Here is a 22880-nt window from a genome sequence, read left to right on the forward strand (position 1 = left end):
TGCTATGCAGGCGGGGGCATGCTTTTTTGCGGCTGGCGCTGTCAGGCCAGGCTTGTCCCTGCTGGTGGCGGCAGGGCTTGGCCGTTGCGTGGCAGGCTGGCCGGGTTCGTTCCCGTGGCGGGCCGCCGCCGGGTTTGTATCGCCAGTGTGTTGCCCGTGTATGAACAAGTGTTGCGTAAAATTAATGATAGTTGTTATCATTAACAAATTCAAAAGCAATGTAGCCAGCCAGCTGTCGCCCGCCGCCTAGGGTGTTTGACGCAGTAAGCCAGCAAAACCACTCACGACATCCCGTTTGGAGAATCAATTGGCTCACTCTGCATACATCAAAAGCAGCAAGACCCTGGGTCGACAAGCTGCTGCCATCGCGCTGCTGACCATGCCGGCCCTGGTGCTGGCGCAAACCGAAGCGACCCTGCCGACCACCAAGGTAGCGGCCCCGGAACAAACCACCCCGGTCATCAAGAAAGAAAAGTCGGCATCGCCCAAGCTGACGCAGCCGCTGGTGGATACCCCGCAGACCGTTACCGTGATCAGCAAGGAAGTGCTGCAGCAGCAAGGCGCGGTGTCGCTGATGCAGGCGCTGCAAAATACCCCTGGCATTACCATGCAGCTGGGCGAGGGGGGTAATACCAGTGCTGGCGATACCTTCAGCATGCGCGGCTTTTCCACCCAGACCAGCACCTTTGTCGACGGCGTGCGCGACCTGGGCGCGGTGTCGCGGGATACCTTCAACCTGGAGCAGGTGGAAATCGTCAAGGGCCCGTCCGGTGCCGACATCGGCCGCGGCGCGACCAGCGGCTACGTGAACCTGATCAGCAAGAGCGCCAATCTGGAAGACAATATCTCCGGCAGCATTGGTGCTAGCACCGCCGACAACCAGCGCTTCACACTGGACGCCAACAAGGTCATCGACGATACCACCGCCGTGCGCGTGAACCTGCTGCGCCAGCAGGGTAGTGTGGCTGGCCGCGACAAAGTAGAAAAGAACACTGACGGTGTGGCAGTGTCGCTGGCTACAGGCCTGGGCACCAACACCGTGTTCACGCTGAATGCGCAGCACATCAAGCAAGACAACGTGCCGGATGGCGGCGTACCCACCATCGGCCTGGAAGGCTACTACAATAGCGGCATGCCGGCTGGCGTTACCGCTTCCCCGGTGAACAGCAGCAACTACTACGGCTTGAATGGCGATTACGAAGACGTGACTGCCGACATGATCACCGGCAAGCTGGAACACACTTTTGCCAACGGCAACAAGCTGACCAACATCACCCGCTTCGGTAAGTCGGAGACCGATCGTATCCTGACCGCAGTGGGCTCCAGCACCACCAGCAGCACCAATTCTGCCGCGTGGACCAGCTCGCGCAGCCGCCAGAGCACGCTGCAAGACAACACCATCCTGGCCAACCAGACCAACCTGCAAAGCCAGTTCAAGACCGGCAGCATCGAGCACGACCTGCTGGTAGGCATGGAGCTGCTGCACGAAGGCCAGAACAGCTACACCCGTGATGGTCTGGGTACCGTGGCTGCAGCCAACGCCTACAACCCGAACAGCAGCGATACGCTGACCGCCTACGCCCCCAAACTGACCGGCGCGTCGACCAAGGGCTTTACCAATACCATTGCCGTGTATGGCTTTGATACGCTGAAACTGAACGAGCAATGGCAGATCAATGGCGGCCTGCGCCTGGAGCATTACAACACCCAGACCGATGTGACCACCGTGTCCGGCAGCAACCTGATTGCCAGCAACCTGGAAAAATCCGGCAACCTGCTGGGCGGCAAGCTGGGCCTGGTGTACAAGCCGGCGGCCAACGGCAGCGTTTACCTGGCGTACGCCACCTCGCAAAAGCCGGCCGGTAGCGACAACTTCACGTTATCCACCAGCGCCACCAGCAGCAGCAATACCGCGCTGGACCCGCAGAAGACCGAAAACATCGAGCTGGGTACCAAGTGGGACTTGCTGGACAACAAGCTGGGCCTGACCGCCGCCATTTACCAGACCACCAACAAGAACGAGCTGGCCAAGGCCGATAGCGTCACCGGCGCCATCGTGCAGTACGGCAAGCGCGAAGTGAAAGGCGTGGAGCTGGGCCTGGTCGGCCAGATCACCCCGGCATGGCAGGTGACTGCCGGCGTGGCTCACATGAAGACCGACATCACCGAAGGTTCCACCACCTCTACTGCAGGCCTGACCGGCCAGTCGGCAGACTGGTCGCCGGAGTGGAGCGCCACCCTGTGGAGCAGCTACAAGGTAAACAATGACCTCACCATCGGTGGCGGCGTGCGCTACATGGGCAAGAACACCAATACCAAGGTGCGTCCTACCGAGTACATTCCGGGCATTCCGGCCTACACCGTGGTGGATGCCATGGCCAGCTACAAGCTGAACAAGAACGTCAGCCTGCAACTGAACGTGTACAACCTGTTTGACGAGGACTACATCGCTTCGCTGAACAACAACCGTACCCGTTATGTGCCGGGTACCCCGCGTACCGCCAACCTGACCGCGAACTTCACGTTCTAAGTCGCTGCCGGGCTACTGCGTGCAGTGGCCTGGCCTGTACCGGCACCCCTGCTATAGGCAGGGGTGCGTTTTACATGATGACCCGACCCTGGTTACACCGATGAGTACTCTCAGTCTTACGCTTGATTCGCTGGCCGCGGCACTGCTGCCGGCCGGCAGCCAGCCGGCAGCGCAGCCTGCGCTGCCGCTGATCAGCAGCGAGCAGCTGTTTGCCCACTGCAAGGCCTTGCTGATCGAACACAACGGCCAGCAGTACCGGCTGCAGATCACCAAGCAGAACAAGCTGATCCTGACCAAGTAGCCGCCGGTGGTCGTTATCCGCGCCCCGTGGCAAACCACGGGGCGCGCTGCCGTCTGCAGCTTGCCAGGCTTGGCCATTGCCGGTAAAACGCCGTTTTGCCCAACGTAACGGAAACCCCGCCATGACGCCCGATACCTGCCGCCAGGCTGCCATTACCCTCGCTTCCCGCCGTCTGTCCGGTAGTCGCGGCCCGCTGTTGGCCGCCGAACTGGCGCCGGCCACGCTAGACGACGCGCTGGCCATCCAGCAAGCCGTCAGCGCACTGCTGGGCAATGCCATTGGTGGCTGGAAGTGCGGCCTGCCGGACGCCGAGCGCAAGGTGGTGGCGCCGATCTACGCCAGCACCGTCAGCGACGGCGATACCTGCCACGCGTGGGTGCGTGATGGCGTGGTGAAAGTAGAGCCGGAGTTGGCCTTCGTGTTTGCCGAAGGCCTGCCACCGCGCGCCACGCCGTATAGCGAGGCCGAGATTCTGGCTGCCATCAGCCAGGTACGGCTGGCGCTGGAGCTGATCGACAGCCGCTTTGACGCCGAACCCAAACCGCCGTTTTTGCAGTCGCTGGCCGACGGGCTGGTGAACCAGGGCCTGCACCTGGGGCCGGCGGTGGCCATCGACGCCGCACGGGCGGCCAGCACGCTGGCCTTGCGCGTGCAGCAGGGTGAGCGCGACGACACACTGGCTGGCGCGCACCCGGCCGGGCAGCCGCTGGCGCCCTTACTGTGGCTGGTGCAGCACCTGCAGGCGGGCGGGCAGGGCATTCTGCCGGGGCAGGCGGTGATTACCGGTAGTTACGCCGGGGTGCTGCTGTTGCAGCCGGGCGTGCCGGCCAGCCTGCAGTTTGGCGATTTGGGCACGCTGACCGTGACCTGCCAGTCGCGCTAGGCCGTGGTGGCAAGTTGCTGCAAAGGTTGGCCGCGGCGCTGATCGGCTGCGGCCAATGGCCAGTGGTAGTAACGTGGTAATAAATACTTGACACAAACGAACGGGTGATGTTCAATTGCGATCAAGATTTTGATTTAACGCCGATTTGACACAGCTTGCGGGCGTAAAACAGCTAAAGCGTGGGGAGTAGCAACCGACACTACTCGCCAGAATTTTCAAAGCCGAAAATTCCCAGCTTAAGCCCGCCAGCGTTACGGCGGGCTTTTTGCTTTGGAGCTTTGGATGATTCACCTCAAGAACGTACACAAGCGTTTCCGCAAGCCGGAAGGCGGCTGGTTCGACGCGGTACGTGATACCAGCCTGCACATCCGTGCCGGCGAGATCTTCGGCCTGATCGGGTTTTCCGGCGCCGGCAAGTCCACCTTGCTGCGCCTGATCAACCTGCTGGAACGTCCGGACAGCGGCAGCGTCACCGTGGACGGCCAGCAGCTCACCGCGCTGTCTGCCAGCGCGCTGCGTCGCGCCCGCCAGAACATCGGTATGGTGTTTCAGCAGTTCAACCTGATGGCCAACCGCACCGTGGCCGACAACATCGCCTTCCCGCTGGAAATTGCCGGCTGGGGCCGCGCCGAGATCGACGCCCGCGTCGCCGAGTGTCTGGACATCGTTGGCCTCGCCGAGCGCGCCCAGCACTACCCGGCGCAGCTGTCCGGCGGCCAGAAGCAGCGCGTGGGCATTGCCCGTGCGCTGGCGCCGCGCCCGCACGTGATCCTGGCCGACGAGCCTACCTCGGCGCTGGACCCGAAAACCACCCAGTCCATCCTCGACTGCCTGCAGGACATCAACGCCCGCTTTGGCGTGACCGTGGTGATCGTCACCCACGAAATGCACGTCATTCGCTCCATTTGCCATCGTGCCGCGCTGCTGGACGCCGGCGAAGTGGTGGAAATCCTGACCGTGCAAGACAAGCAGGTCAGCGCGCAGTCGGCGCTGGCCAAATCCCTGCTGGAGGTGGCGTAAATGGAAGAACTGACCCTGGCCCAGGCGCTGGCCAACCTGTCCGACCTGGCGCCCGAAATCTGGCAGGCCAGCCTGGAAACCGGCCTGATGCTGGCCATCGGCTTGAGCGCGGCCATCCTGCTGGGCGGCCCGCTGGGCATCCTGCTGTACCTGACCCAGCCCGGCCAGCTGTTCGCGCACCGCACCGTCAACGGCGTGCTGGGCTGGCTGGTGAACCTGGTGCGCTCCTTCCCCTTCATCATCCTGATGGTGTCGCTGGTGCCGCTTACCCGCGTGCTGGTGGGCTCCACCATCGGCCCGGTGGCCGCCGCAGTGCCGCTGTCGTTGGCAGCCATTCCGTACTTTGCCCGACTGGTAGAGCAGACCTTGCGCGAGATCCCGCGTGGCGTGGTGGAAGCGGCGGAAGCGATGGGTGCGAGCCCGGCGCAGATCATCGTCAAGGTGCTGATCAACGAAGCGCGTGCCGGCCTGATTTCCAGCCTCACCATTCTCACCATCAGCTTCCTCAGCTACTCGGCCGTGGCCGGTGTGGTGGGTGGCGGCGGCATCGGCGACCTGGCCATCCGCTACGGCTACTACCGCTTCCAGAGCGAAGTGATGATCGCCATGGTGCTGTTGCTGGTGGTGATCGTGCAGCTGATCCAGTTTGCCGGTAACCGCCTGGCCGCGCGCCTGGACAAGCGTTAACCCTGTCAAAAACAAAGAGATCCCTCTCACAAGGAGCTAGAACAATGCGTCGTATCGCCCTCAAGACCCTGGCAGTTGCCACCCTAGGCCTGGCTTTCGCGGCCAACGCTTACGCGGCCGACCCGGCCAAGAAAGAAATCGTGTTCGGTACCACCGTCGGTGACTTCGGCGACCAGGTAAAGCAGGCCATCAAGCCGATCCTGGAGAAAAAAGGCTACACCGTGAAACTGGTGGAGTTCACCGACTACGTGCGCCCGAACCTGGCGCTGCAGGAAGGCTCGCTGGACGTGAACGTGTTCCAGCACAAGCCCTACCTGGACAACTTCTCCAAAGAGCACAAGCTGAGCCTGAAAGAAGTGTTCCAGGTGCCCACCGCACCGCTGGGCGTGTACCCGGGCAAACTGAAGTCGCTGAAAGACGTGAAAGAGGGCAGCACCGTGTCCGCCCCGAACGACCCGTCCAACTTCGCCCGCGCGCTGGTGATGTTCAACGACCTGGGCTGGATCAAGCTGAAAAAAGGCATCAACCCGCTGACCGCCTCCGAGCGTGACATCGACGTCAACGTGAAGAAGATCAAGATCGTTCCGCTGGAAGCCGCCCAGCTGCCGCGCTCCCGCGCTGACGTGGACTTCGCCGTGGTCAACGGTAACTACGCTATCTCCTCCGGCATCAAGCTGACCGAAGCCGTGTTCCAGGAGAAGAGCTACGCCTACGTGAACTGGGGCGTGATCCGTGCCGCCGACGTGAACAAGCCGTGGGCCAAAGACGTGATCGCGGCCTACAAATCGAAAGAATTCCGCGCCTGGGCCGAGCCGAAATACGCTGGCTACAAATTCCCGGCGGAATGGAAGTAACAACAGCTTTACCCGCGCAGCTTGCGCTGCGCGGCCGATTTCCTTGAAAACTCCTGGCATTCAAGGCTTCTTGCGCGGGCTTCGGCCCGCCTTTTTTTTATGCCGTGATCGTGGCAACATGCCCGCTTTCCCCGTCCGGTGCCTGCCGTGTCACGATTGATCGCCTATCTGCCTGCTGCCCTGTGGTGGCTGGCTACTGTTTACTTGTTGCTGCTGAAGCCGGGCGGGCCGCCGTCTGCCATTCCCTATTACGACAAGATCGGTCACTTTTGTCTGTTCGGGCTGGGCGGGGTGCTGCTGACCCTGCCGCGCGCCTGCCACGGGCAGTCATTACGCCAGCTCATGCCGCCGGTGCTGGGCCTGTGCCTGTTATGGGCGGTGGGCTCGGAGGTGGCGCAGGGTACGCTCACCGCCACGCGTAGCGCCGAGGTGCTGGACGCAGTGGCCGACATGGCCGGGGCTTTGACCGGCGTCATGTTGGCCGCGCATGGCGTCGCCCTGTGGCGCAGACGGGTGTAAACTGGCGCGGTTTTCTCCTGCCTGGTTGCATGCTCATGCCGCATAGCCTGCTTCAACGTCGCCAGCAACTGCTGGCCACCCTGGGCGACGCTATCGCCGTCCTGCCCACCGCCCCGCTGCAAGTCCGCAACGCCGACGCCCACTACCCGTACCGCGCCGACAGCCACTTCCTGTACCTCACCGCGTTCGACGAGCCGGAAGCCGTGCTGGTGCTGGATGGCCGCCGTGGCAAATCCATCCTGTTCTGTCGCGATAAAAACCCCGACATGGAAATCTGGGATGGCTTCCGTTACGGCCCGGCGGCCGCCGTGGAGGCGTTCGACTTTGACGAGGCCTACAGCATTACCGAGCTGGATACCCGGCTGCCGCAGCTGCTGGAAAACGTGCCGGCGCTGTTCTGGCCGGTGGGCAACCGCAGCATCGATGGCCGCGTGGCTGGCTGGCTGGAGGCGGTACGTGCCCGCGCCCGCGCCGGTATCGATGCGCCGCAGCGCTTTGGCGACTTGCTGCCGTTGATCGACGAGATGCGGCTGATCAAGGACGAGCGTGAGCTGGCGGTGCTGCATCGTGCCGGCCAGATTTCGGCCGAAGCCCACGTGCGGGCGATGCAAGCCACGCGGCCCGGCATGTATGAGTACGAGGTGGAGGCCGAGCTGCTGCACCACTTCATCCGCAACGGTGCGCGCTACCCGGCGTACGAAAGCATCGTGGCCGGTGGTGCCAACGCTTGCACGCTGCACTACGCGGCCAACAATGCGCGCCTGAACGACGGCGATTTGCTGCTGATCGACGCCGGCTGCGAGTTTCGCGGCTACGCCGGCGACATCACCCGCACCTTCCCGGTGAATGGCCGTTTCAGCGGTCCGCAACGTGACCTGTACGACGTGGTGCTGGCTGCCGAACTCGCCGCCATCGCCGAGGTCAAGCCAGGGGCGGCGCTGGATGCGCCGGCCAACGCGGCGCTGCGCGTGCTGGTGCAGGGCATGCTGGATTACCAACTGCTGCAGGGTACGGTGGATGGCGTGATCGAATCTGGCGACTACCGCCGCTTCTACATGCACGGCATCGGTCACTTCATCGGCCTGGACGTGCACGACGTGGGCGCGCGCAAGCCGGGCGGTCAGTGGCGCACTTTCCAGCCCGGCATGTGCACCACCATCGAACCGGGGCTGTATATTCGCCCGGACGACCGCGTGCCGGTGGCTTACCACCATATCGGCATCCGCATCGAAGATAATGTGCAGGTGACGGCCAGCGGCCATTACGTGTACACCGCCGCAGTGCCGAAACAGATCGACGATATCGAAGCCCTGATGCGGGGCTGAGCCGGTTTTCTTTGCAAGGGGGCGCCCGCACAGGGTGAAGCAAGATGCAGAACATGCCACAGCATGGCGACGTAGTGATTGTGGGCGGCGGCCCGGTGGGCGCATTGGCCGCGCTGCGGCTGGCACAGGCCGGGCGCGACGTGATTCTGGTGGAGGCGCGGGCGCAGCGCGAGCCTGTGCGCGACGCGCGGGCGCTGGCGCTATCGTGGTATAGCCGCGAACAGCTGGCGCTGGCCGGTGCCTGGCCTGACAGCCTGCCAGCCACGGTGATCGACACCGTGCACGTGTCGCAGCAGGGCGGCTTTGGCCGCACCGTGCTGCAGCATGACGACCTGGGGCTGCCGCATCTGGGCGCCGTTATCGACTACCCGGTGCTGACTGCCGCATTGGCCGACGCGCTGGCTGCGTCCGGCGTGAAGGTGTTGTGGCAAACGCGGGTGGAAGGCGCTCAGTCGCTGTCGCGCTACGCCACGCTAAGCCTGCGCACGGCGGATGATGCGGTGGCCACGCTGACCTGCCGCCTGCTGGTGCTGGCCGAGGGCGGCGCGTTGGCCGAGCGCCTGCCGGGCATTACCCGCCGCGTACACGATTACCGCCAGAGTGCGGTGCTGGCTGAGGTCAGCAGCAGCCAGCCGCACGGCAATGTGGCTTACGAGCGCTTTGGCTCTGAAGGCCCGTTTGCCTTGCTGCCGCACGGCGAGCGCATGATGCTGGTGTGGACGCGCAGCCACGACGACGCGCAGCGCCTGAAGGAAGCTGACGACGCCAGCGTGCTGGCCGAACTGCAGCAGGCTTTTGGCGAGCGGCTGGGGCGTTTTGACAGCATTGGCGAGCGTGCCGTGTTCCCGCTGGCGTTGCGTCAGCTCAATCGCGTGGTGTCCGGCCGTGTGGTGATGATCGGCAACGCGGCGCAAACCATGCATCCGGTGGCGGCGCAGGGCTTCAACCTGGGCTTGCGCGACGCGGTGGGGCTGGTGGACGCGCTGGCCGGTGCGGCCGACCCGGGCGATGCGGCTGTGCTGCGCCGTTACAGCGCCGGGCGCCGCGTTGATAGCCACGCGGTGGTGGGCTTTACCCACGGCCTGATCCAGTTGTTTGATGGCCATCATCCGCTGGTAAAAGCCTTGCGCGGTGTCGGCATGAGCGCGCTGGACGCGCTACCGCCGGCGCGCCGTGCGTTTGCCAGCCACCTGGTGTTTGGCGTCGGCGTCTAGCAATGACGGTTTTCTTGCGGCCAACCTTCGGTTAAGGTTGGCCGCAGTCATGTCAGAAAGCAGAAAATGAACGAGCATTACGATGTGCTGGTGGTGGGCGGTGGCCTGGTGGGCGCCGCGCTGGCGCTGGCGCTGGACAAACAGGGCCGGCGTGTGGCCTTGCTGGAAGGGCAGGGCGAGCCGCTGGACGGCCTGGAGCAGGGCTGGGACGCCCGCGTCTACGCCGTTAGCCCGGCTAACCGGGCGTGGCTGGCCGGGCTGGGTGCCTGGCCCGATATGGCGCGCATTGGCACCATCACCGCGATGGACGTGTGTGGCGACCAGGGCGGGCGCATTGCGTTTTCCGCCGAGGATGCCGGGGCCCAGGCACTGGCGTGGATCGTGGAAAACCGCTGGTTGCTGGCGGCGCTGTGGCAGCAACTGCAGCAGGCCAGTGGTGTGACCATCCTGCGTGGACAGCGGCCGCAAGCGCTGTGGCACGGCCCGCGCGAAGCCGGCGTGGTGCTGGCTGACGGCAGCAAACTGACGGCTGCGCTGGTGGTGGGGGCAGACGGGGCGAACTCCTGGGTGCGGCAGCAGAGCGGCATTGCGGCCAACGTCAAACCCTATGGCCACAGCGGCGTGGTTGCCAACTTTGCCTGCGAGCGGCCGCACGGCGACATCGCACGGCAATGGTTTCTGGGTGACGGCATCCTGGCGTGGTTGCCGCTGCCGGGCAACCGCATCAGCATGGTGTGGTCTACCAGCCAGCCGCAGCCGTTGCTGGCGCTGGATGATGCGCGGCTGGCTGCCGTGGTGGCCGATGCCGGTGGCCCCGCGCTGGGGCGCCTGGAGGTCTTGACCCCGGCGGCGGCCTTCCCGCTGCGCCTGATCACGCCGGAGCAGGTGATTGCCGAGCGCGTGGCGCTGGTGGGTGATGCGGCGCATACCGTGCACCCGCTGGCCGGGCAGGGCGTGAACTTGGGCTTTCAGGATGCGGCCCGGTTGGCCGCAGCGCTGCACGGGCGCGACGACTGCGGCCAGTGGCTGGCGCTGCGGGCGTATGAACGAAGCCGCAAAGAGGCTGTCCGAACCATGCAGATTACTTGTGATACCTTGTTTGGCCTATTCCACGACAAGGGCACGCCGGGTCTGGCCTGGTTGCGTAATACCGGGCTGAACCTCACCAACCGCCTGCCGTTGATCAAGCGGCAACTCGCCCGCCACGCGGTGGGTTTTTGAGCAGAATTCAATAAAGGATGAGCATGTCTTTCCGTTTCCGCCAGCTGGTGCTGGCCACCATGATGCTGCCGCTGATGGCGTGCAGTGCTTCCGCCGCCGATGAGTCCAGCGATGCCGTCAAAGCTGCCTTCAAGGGCAAGTTCCCGCAGCACGAGGTATCGACCGTGCAGCCGGCGCCGGTAGCAGGCCTGTACGAGGTGGTGGTGAAGATGAAGCGCGGTGGTCGCGAAGAGTTCACCATCGTCTACGTGGACGGCAAAGTGGACCACCTGATTACCGGCGACCTGATCGATACCAAGTCGCGCCGCAGCCTGACCGAAGCCCGTCTGGATGACCTGAACAAGGTGGTGGTGGACTGGAAAACCCTGCCGCTGGACAAGGCCATCAAGGAAGTGCGTGGCAAGGGCGAGCGCAAGCTGGTGGTGTTCTCTGACCCGGACTGCCCGTACTGCAAGCAGCTGGAGCGCGAGTCGCTGGCCAAGCTGGATAACGTCACCGTTTACACCTTCCTGTACCCGCTGGCGCAGCTGCACCCGGATGCCGAGCGCAAGTCGCGCCTGATTTGGTGCAGCAAGGACCCTGCCAAGACCTGGACCGCATTCATGCGTAACGGCACCCCGCTGAGTGGCAAGGATAACTGCCCGACCCCGCTGGCCGAAGTGGCTGCCATCGGTGAAAAGCTGGGTATCAGTGGTACGCCGGCGTTGATCTTCCCGAATGGCACGCTGGTGCCCGGCGCCATCCCGCTGGCGACCATCGAGGAAAATCTGGCTGCCAAGTAAGCCATGCAGCTGTTACCGCGCACACCTGCCGAGCGCCTGCTGTGTAGTGCCTTGCTGGCGCTGGCCTGTCATCTGGGCCTGCTATTGCTGCTGGATGCCTTGCCACCGGCGGCTGGTGGTGCAGCAGGGCTGATGGTGCGGTTGCAGGCTGCGCCACCAGCCAAGGCCTCATTAGTCGCCCCGGAAAAGGTGGTAGCCGCTGCCGGGCTGTCAGCAGAGGCTGTTGCACCGCCGGCGGCACAGCAGGCGGCGGTTACCGCACCTGATGCAGCCCCAGCGGCGAATACCGTGGCGCCGGCTTTGGCGATGGCGCGCTTTTTTAGCGCCAACGAGCTGGATGTGCTGGCCGAACCATTGCAGCCTATCGTGTTACCCGAAACCGACGACTTGCCGGCTGATGTGCGTTTGCAGGTTTACATTGATGCCAGCGGGCATGTGGTGCGGGTGACAGTGCCGACAGATCTGCCGGAAGCGTACGCTGAAGCCATCCGCCAGCGCTTTTATGCGGCCAGCTTTACCCCGGCGCGCAAGGCGGGGCAGCCGGTGGCGAGTGTGAAGCAGATAGCGCTGGATACCGAAGACTTGTGAAACGATCGTTTCATGGTAAATTGACGCCAGCCAGATGGATATGGCGGCTAACAACACATGAACTGATGTTGCGAAGCAACACCACAGAATCGAAAAGGAAAAACAATGTCCGATCTGAAAACCCTGTTCGAGCAAGCGCAGAAAGACGTGACCAGCCTGGCCGAGCGCCCGGACAACCAGACCTTGCTGCAACTTTATGCCCTGTATAAACAGGCAACTGACGGCGATGTGCAGGGCGAACGCCCTGGTATGATGGATTTCATCAACCGCGCCAAGTATGACGCCTGGGCCAAGTTGCAAGGCCAGTCTGCCGACGAGGCAATGCAAGGCTACGTTGATGTTGTCAAGCAGTTGATGGCCTGAAGCGAATTTAACAAATTCTTAGCAGGATGACGGCTGACTTTTTCGTTGTTACGCTTCATAATGCAAAAGGTTGATCTAGACAACCGATTGCATTTTATTTTTGGGAGCCCAAATGATGAAGAAAACCCTGATGACTGCCCTGATGCTGGCTGTTGTTTCTAGCGCCGCTCTGGCGCAAGGTGCTGGTGCTGGTGCTGGTACTGGTACTGGTGCTGGTACTGGTGCCGCTGGTGCTGGTGCTGGTGCTGGTGCTGGTGCTGGTGCCGCTGGTGCCGCTGGTGCCGCTGGTGCAGTTGGTGGCATTGCTGGTATTTCTGCTGCCGGCCTTGCTACTGCTGCTGCGGTTGCTGTCGGTATCGGTGCAACATCCTCCAGCAATGCCGCTGCAACACACCACGCTACCACCAATCATTAATCGGTACGCGTCGCAAAAGCTGCCTCGATTATCGAGGTAGCTTTTTTTGTGTCCTCCTCCCGGAAGTTCTATGCGCCTCAGTCCCATCGCGTTCGCCGTGTTTTGTGTGTTGCAACCCGCATTTGCCGCCTCGTCGATGACGGGGCAGGCCGGCATACTCAATATGCCCGATGGCAGGGTGGAAGAGGATGGTACCTTTGCCTTGGGTTATACTTTTGATCGGCCTTACAGTACGCTGTGGACTAATCTGACGGTATTACCGTTCTTGCAGATGAATGGTCGCTTTGTCGCCATTCGTGGCACCCCGGGCTTTGACAATGCCAAGCTGGCGGCGTCTTATGGTAGTTACAAAGACAAAGTCATCGACCTCAAGCTGCGCCTGCTGCAGGAAGGTCAGTACTTGCCCGAGGTATCATTCGGCAAGACGGATTTGTTGGGTACACAGTTGTTCGATGGACAGTACATTGCGGCCTCCAAACGTTTGGGGCCGGTGGACGCCACGCTGGGCTACGGTTCCGGCAAGATTCAAGGGCTCTTTGGCGGCATTAACTGGCGTTTGCCCTACGATGATGGTGCTTGGTCATTACTGGCCGAGTACGATGCCAATAATTACAAAAGCCACTTTCGCGCCGCCGAAACATTTGCGGGCCAGCGTGAGGCTGGCCCCGTAGTTGGCCTGTCGTACCGCTTTGGTTGGTTGACTACCACGTTGGCAAGAAGCAAGAGCCACAGCAGCATCAGCACCAATTTCTCTGCACCATTCCAGCAAAAAGAATTCATTCCCAAGTTTCTTGAGCCGGCCCCGTACAGCGCCTTGCGCGAACGACCTACTGCTCAAGCTTGGCGTGACAGTCCAACGCACCGCCAGGAACTGGTGGCTGCCTTGCACAAGCAGGATTACCGTGGCGTCAAGGTGGCTTACCACAATGGCGTTTTCACTCTGGCGCTCAGCAATACTCGCATTGCAGACCAGGGGCGTGCTGTTGGCCGTGCTGTTCGCACAGCAATGTATTTCGCCCCCTTGGAAACCCGCGTCATCAAAATCCGGCTCAATCGTGAAGATATTGCCATCGCTGATTACGAATTCTTCAATGTAGCCGTGCTGAATGACTATCTGAATGGAAAAGCCAGCCGCCAGCAATTGAGGGATGTGACGCTGGTGAGCCATGCAGCACCCACTATGGCAACCGATGATTTTGATGCCGTTTCGGCAGATCTGGAGCAGGGCATCGATGTGGCTGTGGTGTCGAATGAAGACGGCAATACCTACCAGCTAAAGGGCCGGGATGCCCAGTTCAACAGCTTCGGCATCGCACCTAAGCTTTCCATGTTTTTCAATGACCCGTCCGGGGCGTTTCGCTACGAAATTTTCGCCTTGGCCAGTGGCAGCTGGCGGCCGGCCAATGGCAATTACTTTGACGCTGGGTTCAAGCAGAAGCTGGTAGAGGATGTCAGCAAGGTAGAAAACCCGTCCAATAGCTTGCTACCTCATGTGCGGACCGATATCGCCGAATACAAGCGCGTCAATACCCCAAAGCTCAATCAGCTTTCCTATACCTATGTCATGCAGCCGGCGGAGCGCACTTATGCCAAGCTGTCAGTAGGTTTGTTTGAGGAAATGTACCGAGGCGTTGCCGGGCAATTGGTTTATTTTGCGCCAGGCTCGCGTTGGATCGGTGAACTGTCGACCGAGGCGGTTGAGCAGCGCGACTTCAAGGGCTGGTTCGGCAAGCGCGATTACAAGACAGTGACTGGCCTCGCTTCCTTGCATTACAAACTGCCAGAAGGCATCACGGCGACTGCGCGCGCCGGCCGCTTCCTGGCCAAGGATAGTGGCGTGCGCTTCGAGTTCAAGCGTCGTTTCAAGAGTGGTATTGAGGCTGGTGCCTGGTATACCATCACCGATGGCAAGGATACGACCTCGCCAGGTACCCCTTCCAGTCCTTACCATGATAAAGGGGTTTTTCTGAGTATCCCGCTCAATACCCTGACGCCGACCGATACCCAGTCGGTTGGTCACTACTCGCTGTCCCCCTGGACGCGGGATGTGGGGCAGCAGGTTGGCGTGCCACACGACTTGGTCAGAATGCTGGAAGAATCGGAGCGCCAGTTGTCGCTTGGCGACGGCTTGGGGGAATTTGGTGATCGTCGCGAAGCGGATTCACCAGATGTACTACCAGATCCCGTATGGTGGCCCAGCGCCTCGGGTGTCAAGCTCCGGGTAGGTGGTGCTGCGGCCAACTTGCCGGACATCGGTAGCGCGGCAGTTGCATCGAGCGTAGGTATTGCTGCAGTAGGGTTGGCCGCAACGAGAGACAAGAGCATCCAGCAGCAGTTTGGCAAGCGCCAAGGCAATGCGGTGGTCAAGGCCTGGGATAAGGTTGGTAAATGGGCGCCGCTGGCCGCGGTGGGCGCTGCCGGTGTGGGCATGACCCTTGCGGATGATCCAGTGCTGGTGAATACCAGCATCATCAGTTTACAATCGGCAGGGTTAGCCGCCGGTTTATCGATAGCGACCAAGAAGCTGGTTGACCGTGCGCGCCCCGAAGACAGTGGCGGTAAAACATGGGCTACTGCAAACAAACAGTCTGCCAGCTTCCCGTCGAATCACAGTGCCGTCACCATGGCTGTACTGACGCCTTATGCTGAGGAGTATCAGTTGCCTTGGCTTTATGTTGCGGGCGGGCTGGCGAATGCCGGTCGGGTGGCTGGTAACAAGCACTGGATGTCCGATGTAGTGGCCGGTAGTTTGCTCGGTTATGCAGTCGGGTATCAGTTATGGAAAGGGCAGCGGGATGCGGTCCTGATGCCGACAGCCAGCGCGGATGGAAAGTCCCTGGCGTTGACTTTGCACAAACAGTATTGACAATCTGACTATTCAGCCTTTGGTAGCGGTGATGAGTAAAAATAAAATCAAATTGATGGTTGCCGGCATGATGGTGCTGCCATTCGCGGCTAATGCGGCAGATACTGCAGCGCCTGAGGCCAGCGTTGCGGGTATGTCTAGCGCCCCTGTGATTGCCAGCGGCAAGCGCGATGGCATGACGGTGACTCAGGTGGTTTCCACTGCCCGTGTCGATACGCCGGCTCCGGCGTTTGCGCAGTATGTCGCCGATACACTGGGTGAAAGGCTGCCGCTTTACGGGTCTTCTTTCTTTAGCCAGTCGCCTGCTACCTTTGCCCCCATTCAGAATCAAAACGTACCAGACGACTACGCAATCGGACCTGGGGATGAGATCCAGATTCGTGGTTGGGGCATGGTCGATATCGACCTCGTCAGCAAAGTAGATCGCAGCGGTGCGATTTATATCCCGCGCGTCGGTAATGTTGGCGTGGCAGGGGTCAAGTTCAAGGACTTGCAAGCCCACCTGAAAAAGTCCATTGGCAAAATCTTTACCAATTTCGAACTCACCGCTTCGCTTTCCCAGACGCGTGCCATTCAGGTATACGTCACGGGCTTTGCCCGCCAGCCCGGCAGTTATCAGATCAGTGCCATGAGTACACTGGTGAACGCACTGTTTGCCGTTGGCGGCCCTTCTGCTGAGGGTTCTGTGCGTCGTGTCGAGGTAAAGCGCAATGGCAAGACCATCGCTACGTTTGACTTGTACGCCTTCCTGAATGAAGGTAGCAAGCCGTCCGATGTCCAGTTGCAAGACGGTGATGTCATCCATATCCCCGCTATGGGCAATTTGGTCGCCTTGACCGGTCTGGTCAAACAGCCAGCCATTTACGAAGCCCTGCCGAAAGAGTCGCTTGCGGCATTGTTGAAGAGAACCGGCGGTGTGCAAGCGGTTGCCGAGCAAGTAGAGTTGCAGCTTGAAGTTGTCGATAAAGGCTGGCTCCGTCAAGAACAGAGCGGCAAGAAGCACGCCGGCTACGATGACCTGCTGCGTGCAGTGGCGGCAACTTCGCCGCGTCAGGGCGGGATTTACCGTATCAGCAGCCCGGACGCCGTGGCACTGCGGGCTAATGCATCGCAGTATTACGTTAAGGTGGATGGCGAAGTTGTGAACCCTGGGGTGTACAAGCTGCAGCGGGGCGAGACCTTGCGCGACTTGATGGCCAGGATTGGTGGTGTTGGTGAGGATGCCTATTTGTTCGGGTTGGTACTTAGCCGCTCTTCCATTCGTGAGCAGCAACAGAAGGCATTGAATGAGGCGGTAGATCGTTTCGAGAAAGAAGCCGAAGCGGCGGCGTCGAACAAGCTTGCTACGACCAGTGTGTCGGATAATATGCAAGCGATTCAGGCAGAGCTGGAGCGTAACCGCAAGCGTGCGCAGAATATGCGCAAGGTACAGGCGGTTGGGCGTGTGGCTCTCGAGTTTTCCGATTACAAGGTGAAGCTGAAAGATCTTCCTGATCTGCCTTTGGAGAATGGAGACGCCATTTATGTGCCACGTCAGCCGGGCACTATCAATGTCTTTGGTTCTGTCAATAACGCCACCGCCTTCATGTTCAAACCGAATCGTCGGGTAACCGATTACCTGCAGCTGGCTGGTGGGTTGACTCGGTTGGCTGACGAGAAGGAGTTGTACGTATTGCGAGCGGACGGTACGGCGATCAGTCGCGCCAGTGCGGGCTGGTTCACGTCGGTCAATAGCTACCGCCTGTTTCCTGGTGATAGTGTGATCGTGCCAGAGGCTATTGAACGTGATATTTCCACCACTCAGAGCCTGAAAGAATGGACCACCATCCTGTACCAGTTTGGACTGGGTGCGGCGGGCCTGAAAGTGCTGAAGGACTGATTGATACAAGCCGATGCAAGATAAAAACATGAATGACAAAACTCCGTCGGATTCCATGATGCGTGACGAGATTGACTTGGGCCAACTGATCAATGAACTGTGGCGGGGTAGGCGCACAGTATTGTTATCAACAGCGGTGTGCGGTGCTGCGGCGCTGGCCATCGCCTTGTTGATGCCCCCCGTTTTTACTGCGCGCAGCAGCGTGATGCCGCCGCAGCAGCAGTCTTCTGGCTTAGCAGCAGCATTGGGCTCTCTGGGTGCGCTGGCTGGTGTTGGTGGTAGCAGCGCCCTGAAGAATCCTAACGACTTGTATGTCGGCATTCTGAAAAGCCAGAATGTGTCCGATAGTCTGATCAAACGGTTCGACCTCAAGGCGCGTTATGAAGTAGAGACCATCATTGAGGCGCGAATGGCACTGGAAAAAGTTGCCAATATCCAGTCCGCAAAGTCTGGGTTGATCGAGATTGCTGTCGAGGACAAAGACCCCGTATTTGCTGCAAAGCTTGCTAATGCCTATGTTGACGAGATGAAACGGGTCAATCAGAGTTTGGCGGTGACAGATGCGGCCAAGCGGCGTTTCTTTTTCCAGCGGCAGCTGAAGGATGTGCGGGCAGATCTTGTTTCGGCTGAGAGCCGATTGGAGCAATTGCAAAAAAACACAGGCTTGATTCTGCCTGAAGGCCAAGTGTCTGGTGTAATCAAGGCCACGGCCGACCTTAAGGCCCGTATTGCGGCGAAAGAAGTGCAGCTTGCCACCATGCGCAGCTTTGCCACCGACAAGAACCCGGATTTCATCCGTACCCAAGAAGAGTTGACTGCACTCAAGGCGCAGCTACAGCAGTTCTCGTCAGCTGGCCACGATGAGGCCGGTTTGTTGCCTGGTGCTGCCAGATTACCCGAGAAAGGGCTAGCCTATATCCGTGCCTTGCGTGAGGTAAAGTATCAGGAGGCCTTGCTTGAAGTGATGGCCAAACAGTACGAATTGGCCAGAATGGAAGAGGCCCGTGATAGTTCACTTATTCAGGTGCTAGATGTGGCCACGCCGCCGGATCGCAAGAGTGGTCCCAAGAGAGCCATGATTACCATGCTCGGTGCTCTGCTGGGTGCAATGGTTGGTGCGGCATACCTTTTATTTAAAACGTGGCGTCGCGGCGCTCTGAACTGATGTGGTCGCATCGTTTTCTGGTTTTTCAAGTGTCAGGTCCGGGAAGTAACCTTTAGATGTCTTTGTATATCCTGTTGACGGCTTTGTTCGTCTCACTTTTGACTGCGGCGCTGATTATTCGCTTTCAGCATCTGCACGCCCATCTGTCCATGGATCATGATCTGGATGGGGTGCAGAAATTCCATGCTACGCCAACGCCTCGTGTGGGGGGGGTGCCGATTCTGGCGGGTTTGCTTGCTGCTTTTGCAGTCTGGCAGTGGGTAGGCACTGATGGATTGGAAGTGTGGCTACTACTGCTGGCGGGGGTGCCGGTTTTTCTGGCAGGTCTGATCGAAGACCTGACCAAAAAAGTGTCGCCTTTGGTGCGCCTGCTGGCTGCTTTTGTGTCTGCGGCAGTGGCTGCCTGGTTGCTGCATGCTTTGCTTGACCGTTTGGGCCTGCCGCTACTGGATGACTGGTTGCGTCAGATTTTACTATTACAGTTGCTGGTAACCGTTTTTGCTGTTGGTGGTGTGTGTCACTCGGTCAATATCATCGATGGCTATAATGGCCTGATGGCCGGAGTCGGCGTGCTGGCTTGTGCGGCATTTGCCTATGTGTCCTATCAGTTGAACGACCAGTTCCTGTTCGTGGTGTCGGTCTCGCTGGCGGGTGCCTTGTTGGGCTTTATGTTCTGGAATTTCCCGCGTGGTCTGATTTTCGCAGGTGATGCGGGAGCCTATCTTGTCGGCTTCTTGTTGGCTGAGCTGGCTGTACTGCTGGTAGCACGCCATCATGGTGTAGTGTCGCCTTGGTTCCCGTTGCTGGTGCTGATTTACCCGATTTTCGAGACGGTATTCACCATTCTGCGCCGCAAGCAACGAAAAGAAGCAGCTGGTCTTCCAGATAGCATGCACTTCCACCAGCTGGTTTACAAGCGGGTGGTGCGCTGGGTGGCGGGAGAAGATACACAAGCCTACTTGCTTAAGCGCAATAGCATGACTTCGCCATACTTGTGGTTGATCGCAATGATGACCGTCATTCCGGCGGTCATTTTCTGGCAGCAGCAGTGGGTGTTGCAGGTGTGCAGCCTGCTGTTCATCTCCACTTACTTGTGGTTATACAAGCGTATCGTCCGTTTTCGTGCGCCGAAGTGGTTTCACATTTACCCGCACCATCGTCGTTGATAGTTCTTGGTTGGTATGCGCTGGATGTAAAAAGCCCCCACTCAGGTGGGGGCTTTTGTTCGTGCACAGTTGGTAGCGGTCGCCAGCTCGTTCAGGCTTTGATGACGTTGGCCGCACCTTGCTGATACTTGCCGCGGCTGTCTACCAGTAGCTGGGCATGCTGTAGCAGCATGGCGTAGTCGAATTTGTCGTGGTCGGTAGCCAGCAGCACGCAGTCGTAGCTGGCGACCGATTCGGCGCTCAGGGCGACGCTGGTCAGATCGAAATGGTGCTCGCGCATTTTCGGGAACACCGGTACGTGCGGGTCGCTATAGCTCACTTCAGCGCCCAGGTCGCGCAGTTTTTCCATCAGGAACACCGACGGGCTTTCACGCATGTCGTCAACATTCTTTTTGTAAGCAATCCCCAGTACCAGGATCTTGCTGCCATTGATGGCTTTCTTGCGCTCGTTCAGTGCGGCCGCCACTTTGCTGACCACGTAGTCCGGCATGGCGGAGTTGACTTCGCCTGCCAGTTCGATAAAGCGGGTGTGAACGCCGTACTCGCGCGCCTTCCAGGTCAGGTAGAACGGGTCGATCGGGATGCAATGGCCGCCCAGGCCCGGGCCTGGGTAGTAGGGTACGAAACCGAACGGTTTGGTGGCGGCGGCGCGGATCACCTCATGAATATCGATGCCCATCTTGTCGGCGACGATTTTCATCTCGTTGACCAGGCCGATGTTGACCGCGCGGTGGATGTTTTCCAGCAATTTGGTCATCTCTGCCGCACGCGTGCTCGACACCGGTACCACTTGATCGATGACGGCGCTGTACAGCGCGACGCCCACTTCCTGGCAAGCTGCAGTCACGCCACCGCATACTTTGGGGATGGTGCGGGTGGTGAAGTTGGGGTTGCCCGGGTCTTCGCGTTCCGGCGAGAACACCAGGAAGGCGTTTTCGCCAACCTTCAGGCCGCGCGATTCGATGCGCGGCAGCAGCTCTTCATCGGTGGTGCCGGGGTAGGTAGTGGATTCCAGCGACACCAGGTGGCCTTCGCGCAGGTGCGGTACCAGGCTGTCGATGGTGTTGATGACGAAGGACAGGTCCGGCTCGCGGTATTTGTTGAGCGGCGTCGGGACGCACAGGATCAGCGCGTCGGCTTCCGGTGCACGGCTGAAGTCGGTGGTGGCTTCGAAGCCGGCGGCGCGGGCGCTGGCAATGCTGTCGGCGCTGATGTGCTCGATGTAGCTCTTGCCGGCGTGCAGGGCATCAACCTTGCTTTGGTCGATATCGAAGCCTAGTACCTTGTAGCCGACTTCGGCAAAGCGCAGCATCAGCGGCAGGCCGACGTAGCCCAGGCCGACAATGCCGATCACCGCCGATTTGTCGGCGATGCGGTTCAGGAATGCGGTTTTCACGAATGGTCTTTCCGGATGCAAAAATGAAGGTGGCACGCAATGCTGCTGCCACGGATGGCCAGTATTTTACGCTAAATCATGCTGGCTGCGCGGGGTGGCCTTGTCACATCTTGTTGTAAAGCAAAAGCCCTGCGGCCGGGGCGCGCAGGGCTTGATGGCAGGACTGGCGGCGGCTTACAGGCCAGGCATGCTGTAGCCCTTGATGTCTGCAGCCTGTACCAGGCCACTCAGGTACTCGTGCATGGCTTGGCGGCCGGCCATTTCGTTCAGGTATTGCTGCAGGCGCGGGAACACGTCGGCAAAGGCCAGTTGGCCGCCTTCCTGGCGCTCTTTGACCTGGATGATGTGGTAGCCGAACTGGGTTTCTACCAGGTGCGGGGTGATCTGGCCGGCGTCAGTGCTGAATACCGCTTGTTCGAACTCCGGCACCATCTGGCCGCGGCCGAACTGGCCCAGGTCGCCGCCCTGTTTGCCGGACGGGCAGGTGGAGTGCTCTGCCGCCAGGCTGGCAAAGGCTGCCGGGTTGGCTTGCACTTGTTCCAGCACGCCCTGAGCCTTGGCCTTGGCCAGCGAGGCAGCCAGTTCGTCACCCTGGCCCAGCGGGAACAGAATGTGGCTGGCTACGGCGCTTTCGCCTTGCTTGAAGTATTGCGGGTTAGCGTCGTAGTAAGCTTGGCAGGCGGCTTCGTCAGCGGGGGTGAAGTTCAGTTCCTTGTCGAGCAGGGCGCCGATGGCCTGACCTTCGTTGCTGGTGTCGTGGCCTTGTTCGCGGGCCTTCTGCAGCAGCAGCTGGTGCAGCACCAGTTGTTGAACGGCAGAATCGCGCGGGCTGGCGGTGTCTTCGTGGTTGGCTTGTTCGGCCTGCACCATGGCTTCGGTGATTTCTACGCCGTTAACGGTAATGGACATGGAAGTTTCCTGTATTGAGTTGGTTGCTACAGTCGGTATGTGTCAGCCGTGCAATGCTGCATTATCTTGGGGCGGCTTTGATTCTATCAATAGCGGTGCAGGCTTTTTTTGCTGTGGGCTGTGTGCATTGCAGACGGCGCCAGCCGGGTAGGGTACAGTGCCGCTTGTATAGCGTTAACGGTTTTCTGCTGCCCTTGCCATGTCACCCATCCTGACGCCACGTCTTTGTCTGCGTGAATTTACACTGGCTGATGCCCCCTTTGTGTTGCAGCTGCTGAACGATCCCGACTTCATTCGCTTCATTGCCGACAAAGGGGTGCGTTCCATTGCTGATGCCGAGGCTTATCTGCAGGCTGGGCCGTTGGCCAGCTATGCCGCCAACGGCTTCGGCCTGTGGGCGGTGGCGCACCGGCAAACGGGTGAGTTGCTGGGCATGTGCGGCCTGATTCGCCGCCCCGACGTACCGCATGTGGATGTCGGCTACGCCTTCATGCCGCAAGCCAGGGGGCAGGGTTATGCGGTCGAGGCGGCGGCAGCCGCCCGGGCTTACGGGCTGGAGGTGTTGGCCTTGCCGCAGGTGGTGGGGTTCATCGATCCTGCCAATCGCGCTTCGGCCAGGGTACTGCAAGCCATCGGTTTGCAGTCACAGGGCATGGTGAGCCTGCCTGGCGTAGATGGAGATACCGAATTATTTGCGTGACGCGGCAGGGTTGGCCGCAAACGGGCTTGGCTGGCTGAGAGCAAATGCTCTATTTCGTTGGATTTTATCGTGCTGCTTGGGCGATAATGCCGGCCAT

Annotated in this window: 21 protein-coding genes; 19 read left to right on the plus strand and 2 right to left on the minus strand. The window is 60.3% G+C overall.

What is annotated here, in order from left to right; translation table 11 throughout:
- The first annotated feature begins 307 nt into the window (after positions 1–307).
- From FLQ03_RS07315 to FLQ03_RS07400, 18 genes are all read left to right on the plus strand, one after another.
- Positions 308–2530, plus strand: coding sequence for a catecholate siderophore receptor Fiu (locus FLQ03_RS07315; RefSeq protein WP_206210886.1), 2223 nt, complete (start codon positions 308–310; stop codon positions 2528–2530).
- 100 nt (positions 2531–2630) lie between these two features.
- Positions 2631–2831: a hemin uptake protein HemP gene (hemP, locus tag FLQ03_RS07320; RefSeq protein ID WP_144371334.1), complete on the plus strand. Its 201-nt coding sequence runs from the start codon at positions 2631–2633 to the stop codon at positions 2829–2831.
- 121 nt (positions 2832–2952) lie between these two features.
- A complete protein-coding gene (locus FLQ03_RS07325) occupies positions 2953–3714 on the plus strand; it encodes a hypothetical protein (protein WP_144371335.1) in 762 nt (253 codons plus the stop codon).
- A 282-nt stretch (positions 3715–3996) separates the two neighbouring features.
- Positions 3997–4734, plus strand: coding sequence for a methionine ABC transporter ATP-binding protein (locus FLQ03_RS07330; protein WP_144371336.1), 738 nt, complete (start codon positions 3997–3999; stop codon positions 4732–4734).
- Complete coding sequence (locus FLQ03_RS07335; protein ID WP_144371337.1) at positions 4735–5421, plus strand: methionine ABC transporter permease; 687 nt, start codon at positions 4735–4737, stop codon at positions 5419–5421.
- Between the two features lie 44 nt (positions 5422–5465).
- Complete coding sequence (locus tag FLQ03_RS07340; RefSeq protein ID WP_144371338.1) at positions 5466–6275, plus strand: MetQ/NlpA family ABC transporter substrate-binding protein; 810 nt, start codon at positions 5466–5468, stop codon at positions 6273–6275.
- Between the two features lie 147 nt (positions 6276–6422).
- The gene (locus tag FLQ03_RS07345; RefSeq protein ID WP_240802219.1) at positions 6423–6794 is read left to right on the plus strand and encodes a VanZ family protein; all 372 of its coding nucleotides are present in this window, start codon (positions 6423–6425) and stop codon (positions 6792–6794) included.
- 35 nt (positions 6795–6829) lie between these two features.
- Positions 6830–8119, plus strand: a complete 1290-nt coding sequence (gene pepP, locus FLQ03_RS07350) for a Xaa-Pro aminopeptidase (RefSeq protein WP_144371339.1) — start codon at positions 6830–6832, stop codon at positions 8117–8119.
- 44 nt (positions 8120–8163) lie between these two features.
- The gene (locus tag FLQ03_RS07355) at positions 8164–9333 is read left to right on the plus strand and encodes an FAD-dependent oxidoreductase (protein ID WP_144371340.1); all 1170 of its coding nucleotides are present in this window, start codon (positions 8164–8166) and stop codon (positions 9331–9333) included.
- Positions 9334–9399: 66 nt separating this feature from the next.
- Positions 9400–10554 carry a UbiH/UbiF family hydroxylase gene (locus FLQ03_RS07360; RefSeq protein WP_144371341.1) on the plus strand — a complete coding sequence of 385 codons (1155 nt, stop codon included), beginning with the start codon at positions 9400–9402 and terminating at the stop codon, positions 10552–10554.
- A 23-nt stretch (positions 10555–10577) separates the two neighbouring features.
- Positions 10578–11336 carry a DsbC family protein gene (locus FLQ03_RS07365; RefSeq protein WP_144371342.1) on the plus strand — a complete coding sequence of 253 codons (759 nt, stop codon included), beginning with the start codon at positions 10578–10580 and terminating at the stop codon, positions 11334–11336.
- A gap of 3 nt (positions 11337–11339) precedes the next feature.
- Positions 11340–11924 (plus strand): energy transducer TonB, encoded by a 585-nt coding sequence (locus FLQ03_RS07370; RefSeq protein ID WP_144371343.1) that lies wholly within the window; start codon positions 11340–11342, stop codon positions 11922–11924.
- Positions 11925–12029: 105 nt separating this feature from the next.
- A complete protein-coding gene (locus FLQ03_RS07375; RefSeq protein WP_144371344.1) occupies positions 12030–12287 on the plus strand; it encodes an acyl-CoA-binding protein in 258 nt (85 codons plus the stop codon).
- A gap of 152 nt (positions 12288–12439) precedes the next feature.
- Positions 12440–12742 (plus strand): hypothetical protein, encoded by a 303-nt coding sequence (locus FLQ03_RS07380; RefSeq protein WP_170252342.1) that lies wholly within the window; start codon positions 12440–12442, stop codon positions 12740–12742.
- 30 nt (positions 12743–12772) lie between these two features.
- A complete protein-coding gene (locus tag FLQ03_RS07385) occupies positions 12773–15568 on the plus strand; it encodes a YjbH domain-containing protein (protein WP_144371345.1) in 2796 nt (931 codons plus the stop codon).
- Positions 15569–15599: 31 nt separating this feature from the next.
- Entirely contained in the window at positions 15600–17447 is a 1848-nt protein-coding gene (locus FLQ03_RS07390; protein ID WP_144371346.1) for an SLBB domain-containing protein, read from the plus strand.
- A gap of 28 nt (positions 17448–17475) precedes the next feature.
- Positions 17476–18612, plus strand: coding sequence for a GumC family protein (locus tag FLQ03_RS07395; RefSeq protein WP_144371347.1), 1137 nt, complete (start codon positions 17476–17478; stop codon positions 18610–18612).
- Positions 18613–18668: 56 nt separating this feature from the next.
- Entirely contained in the window at positions 18669–19778 is a 1110-nt protein-coding gene (locus tag FLQ03_RS07400) for an MraY family glycosyltransferase (RefSeq protein ID WP_144371348.1), read from the plus strand.
- Positions 19779–19869: 91 nt separating this feature from the next.
- Here the strand turns inward: FLQ03_RS07400 and FLQ03_RS07405 are convergent, their stop codons facing one another.
- On the minus strand, positions 19870–21174 hold the full coding sequence (locus FLQ03_RS07405) for a nucleotide sugar dehydrogenase (RefSeq protein WP_144371349.1): 1305 nt from the start codon (positions 21172–21174) through the stop codon (positions 19870–19872).
- A gap of 174 nt (positions 21175–21348) precedes the next feature.
- Entirely contained in the window at positions 21349–22083 is a 735-nt protein-coding gene (locus tag FLQ03_RS07410; RefSeq protein WP_144371350.1) for a peptidylprolyl isomerase, read from the minus strand.
- A gap of 199 nt (positions 22084–22282) precedes the next feature.
- Here FLQ03_RS07410 and FLQ03_RS07415 point away from each other — a divergent pair, with 199 nt between their 5' ends.
- Positions 22283–22783, plus strand: coding sequence for a GNAT family N-acetyltransferase (locus tag FLQ03_RS07415; protein ID WP_144371351.1), 501 nt, complete (start codon positions 22283–22285; stop codon positions 22781–22783).
- Positions 22784–22880 lie beyond the last annotated feature (97 nt).

Source organism: Vogesella urethralis, from assembly GCF_007644045.2.
GTDB classification, from domain to species: domain Bacteria; phylum Pseudomonadota; class Gammaproteobacteria; order Burkholderiales; family Chromobacteriaceae; genus Vogesella; species Vogesella urethralis.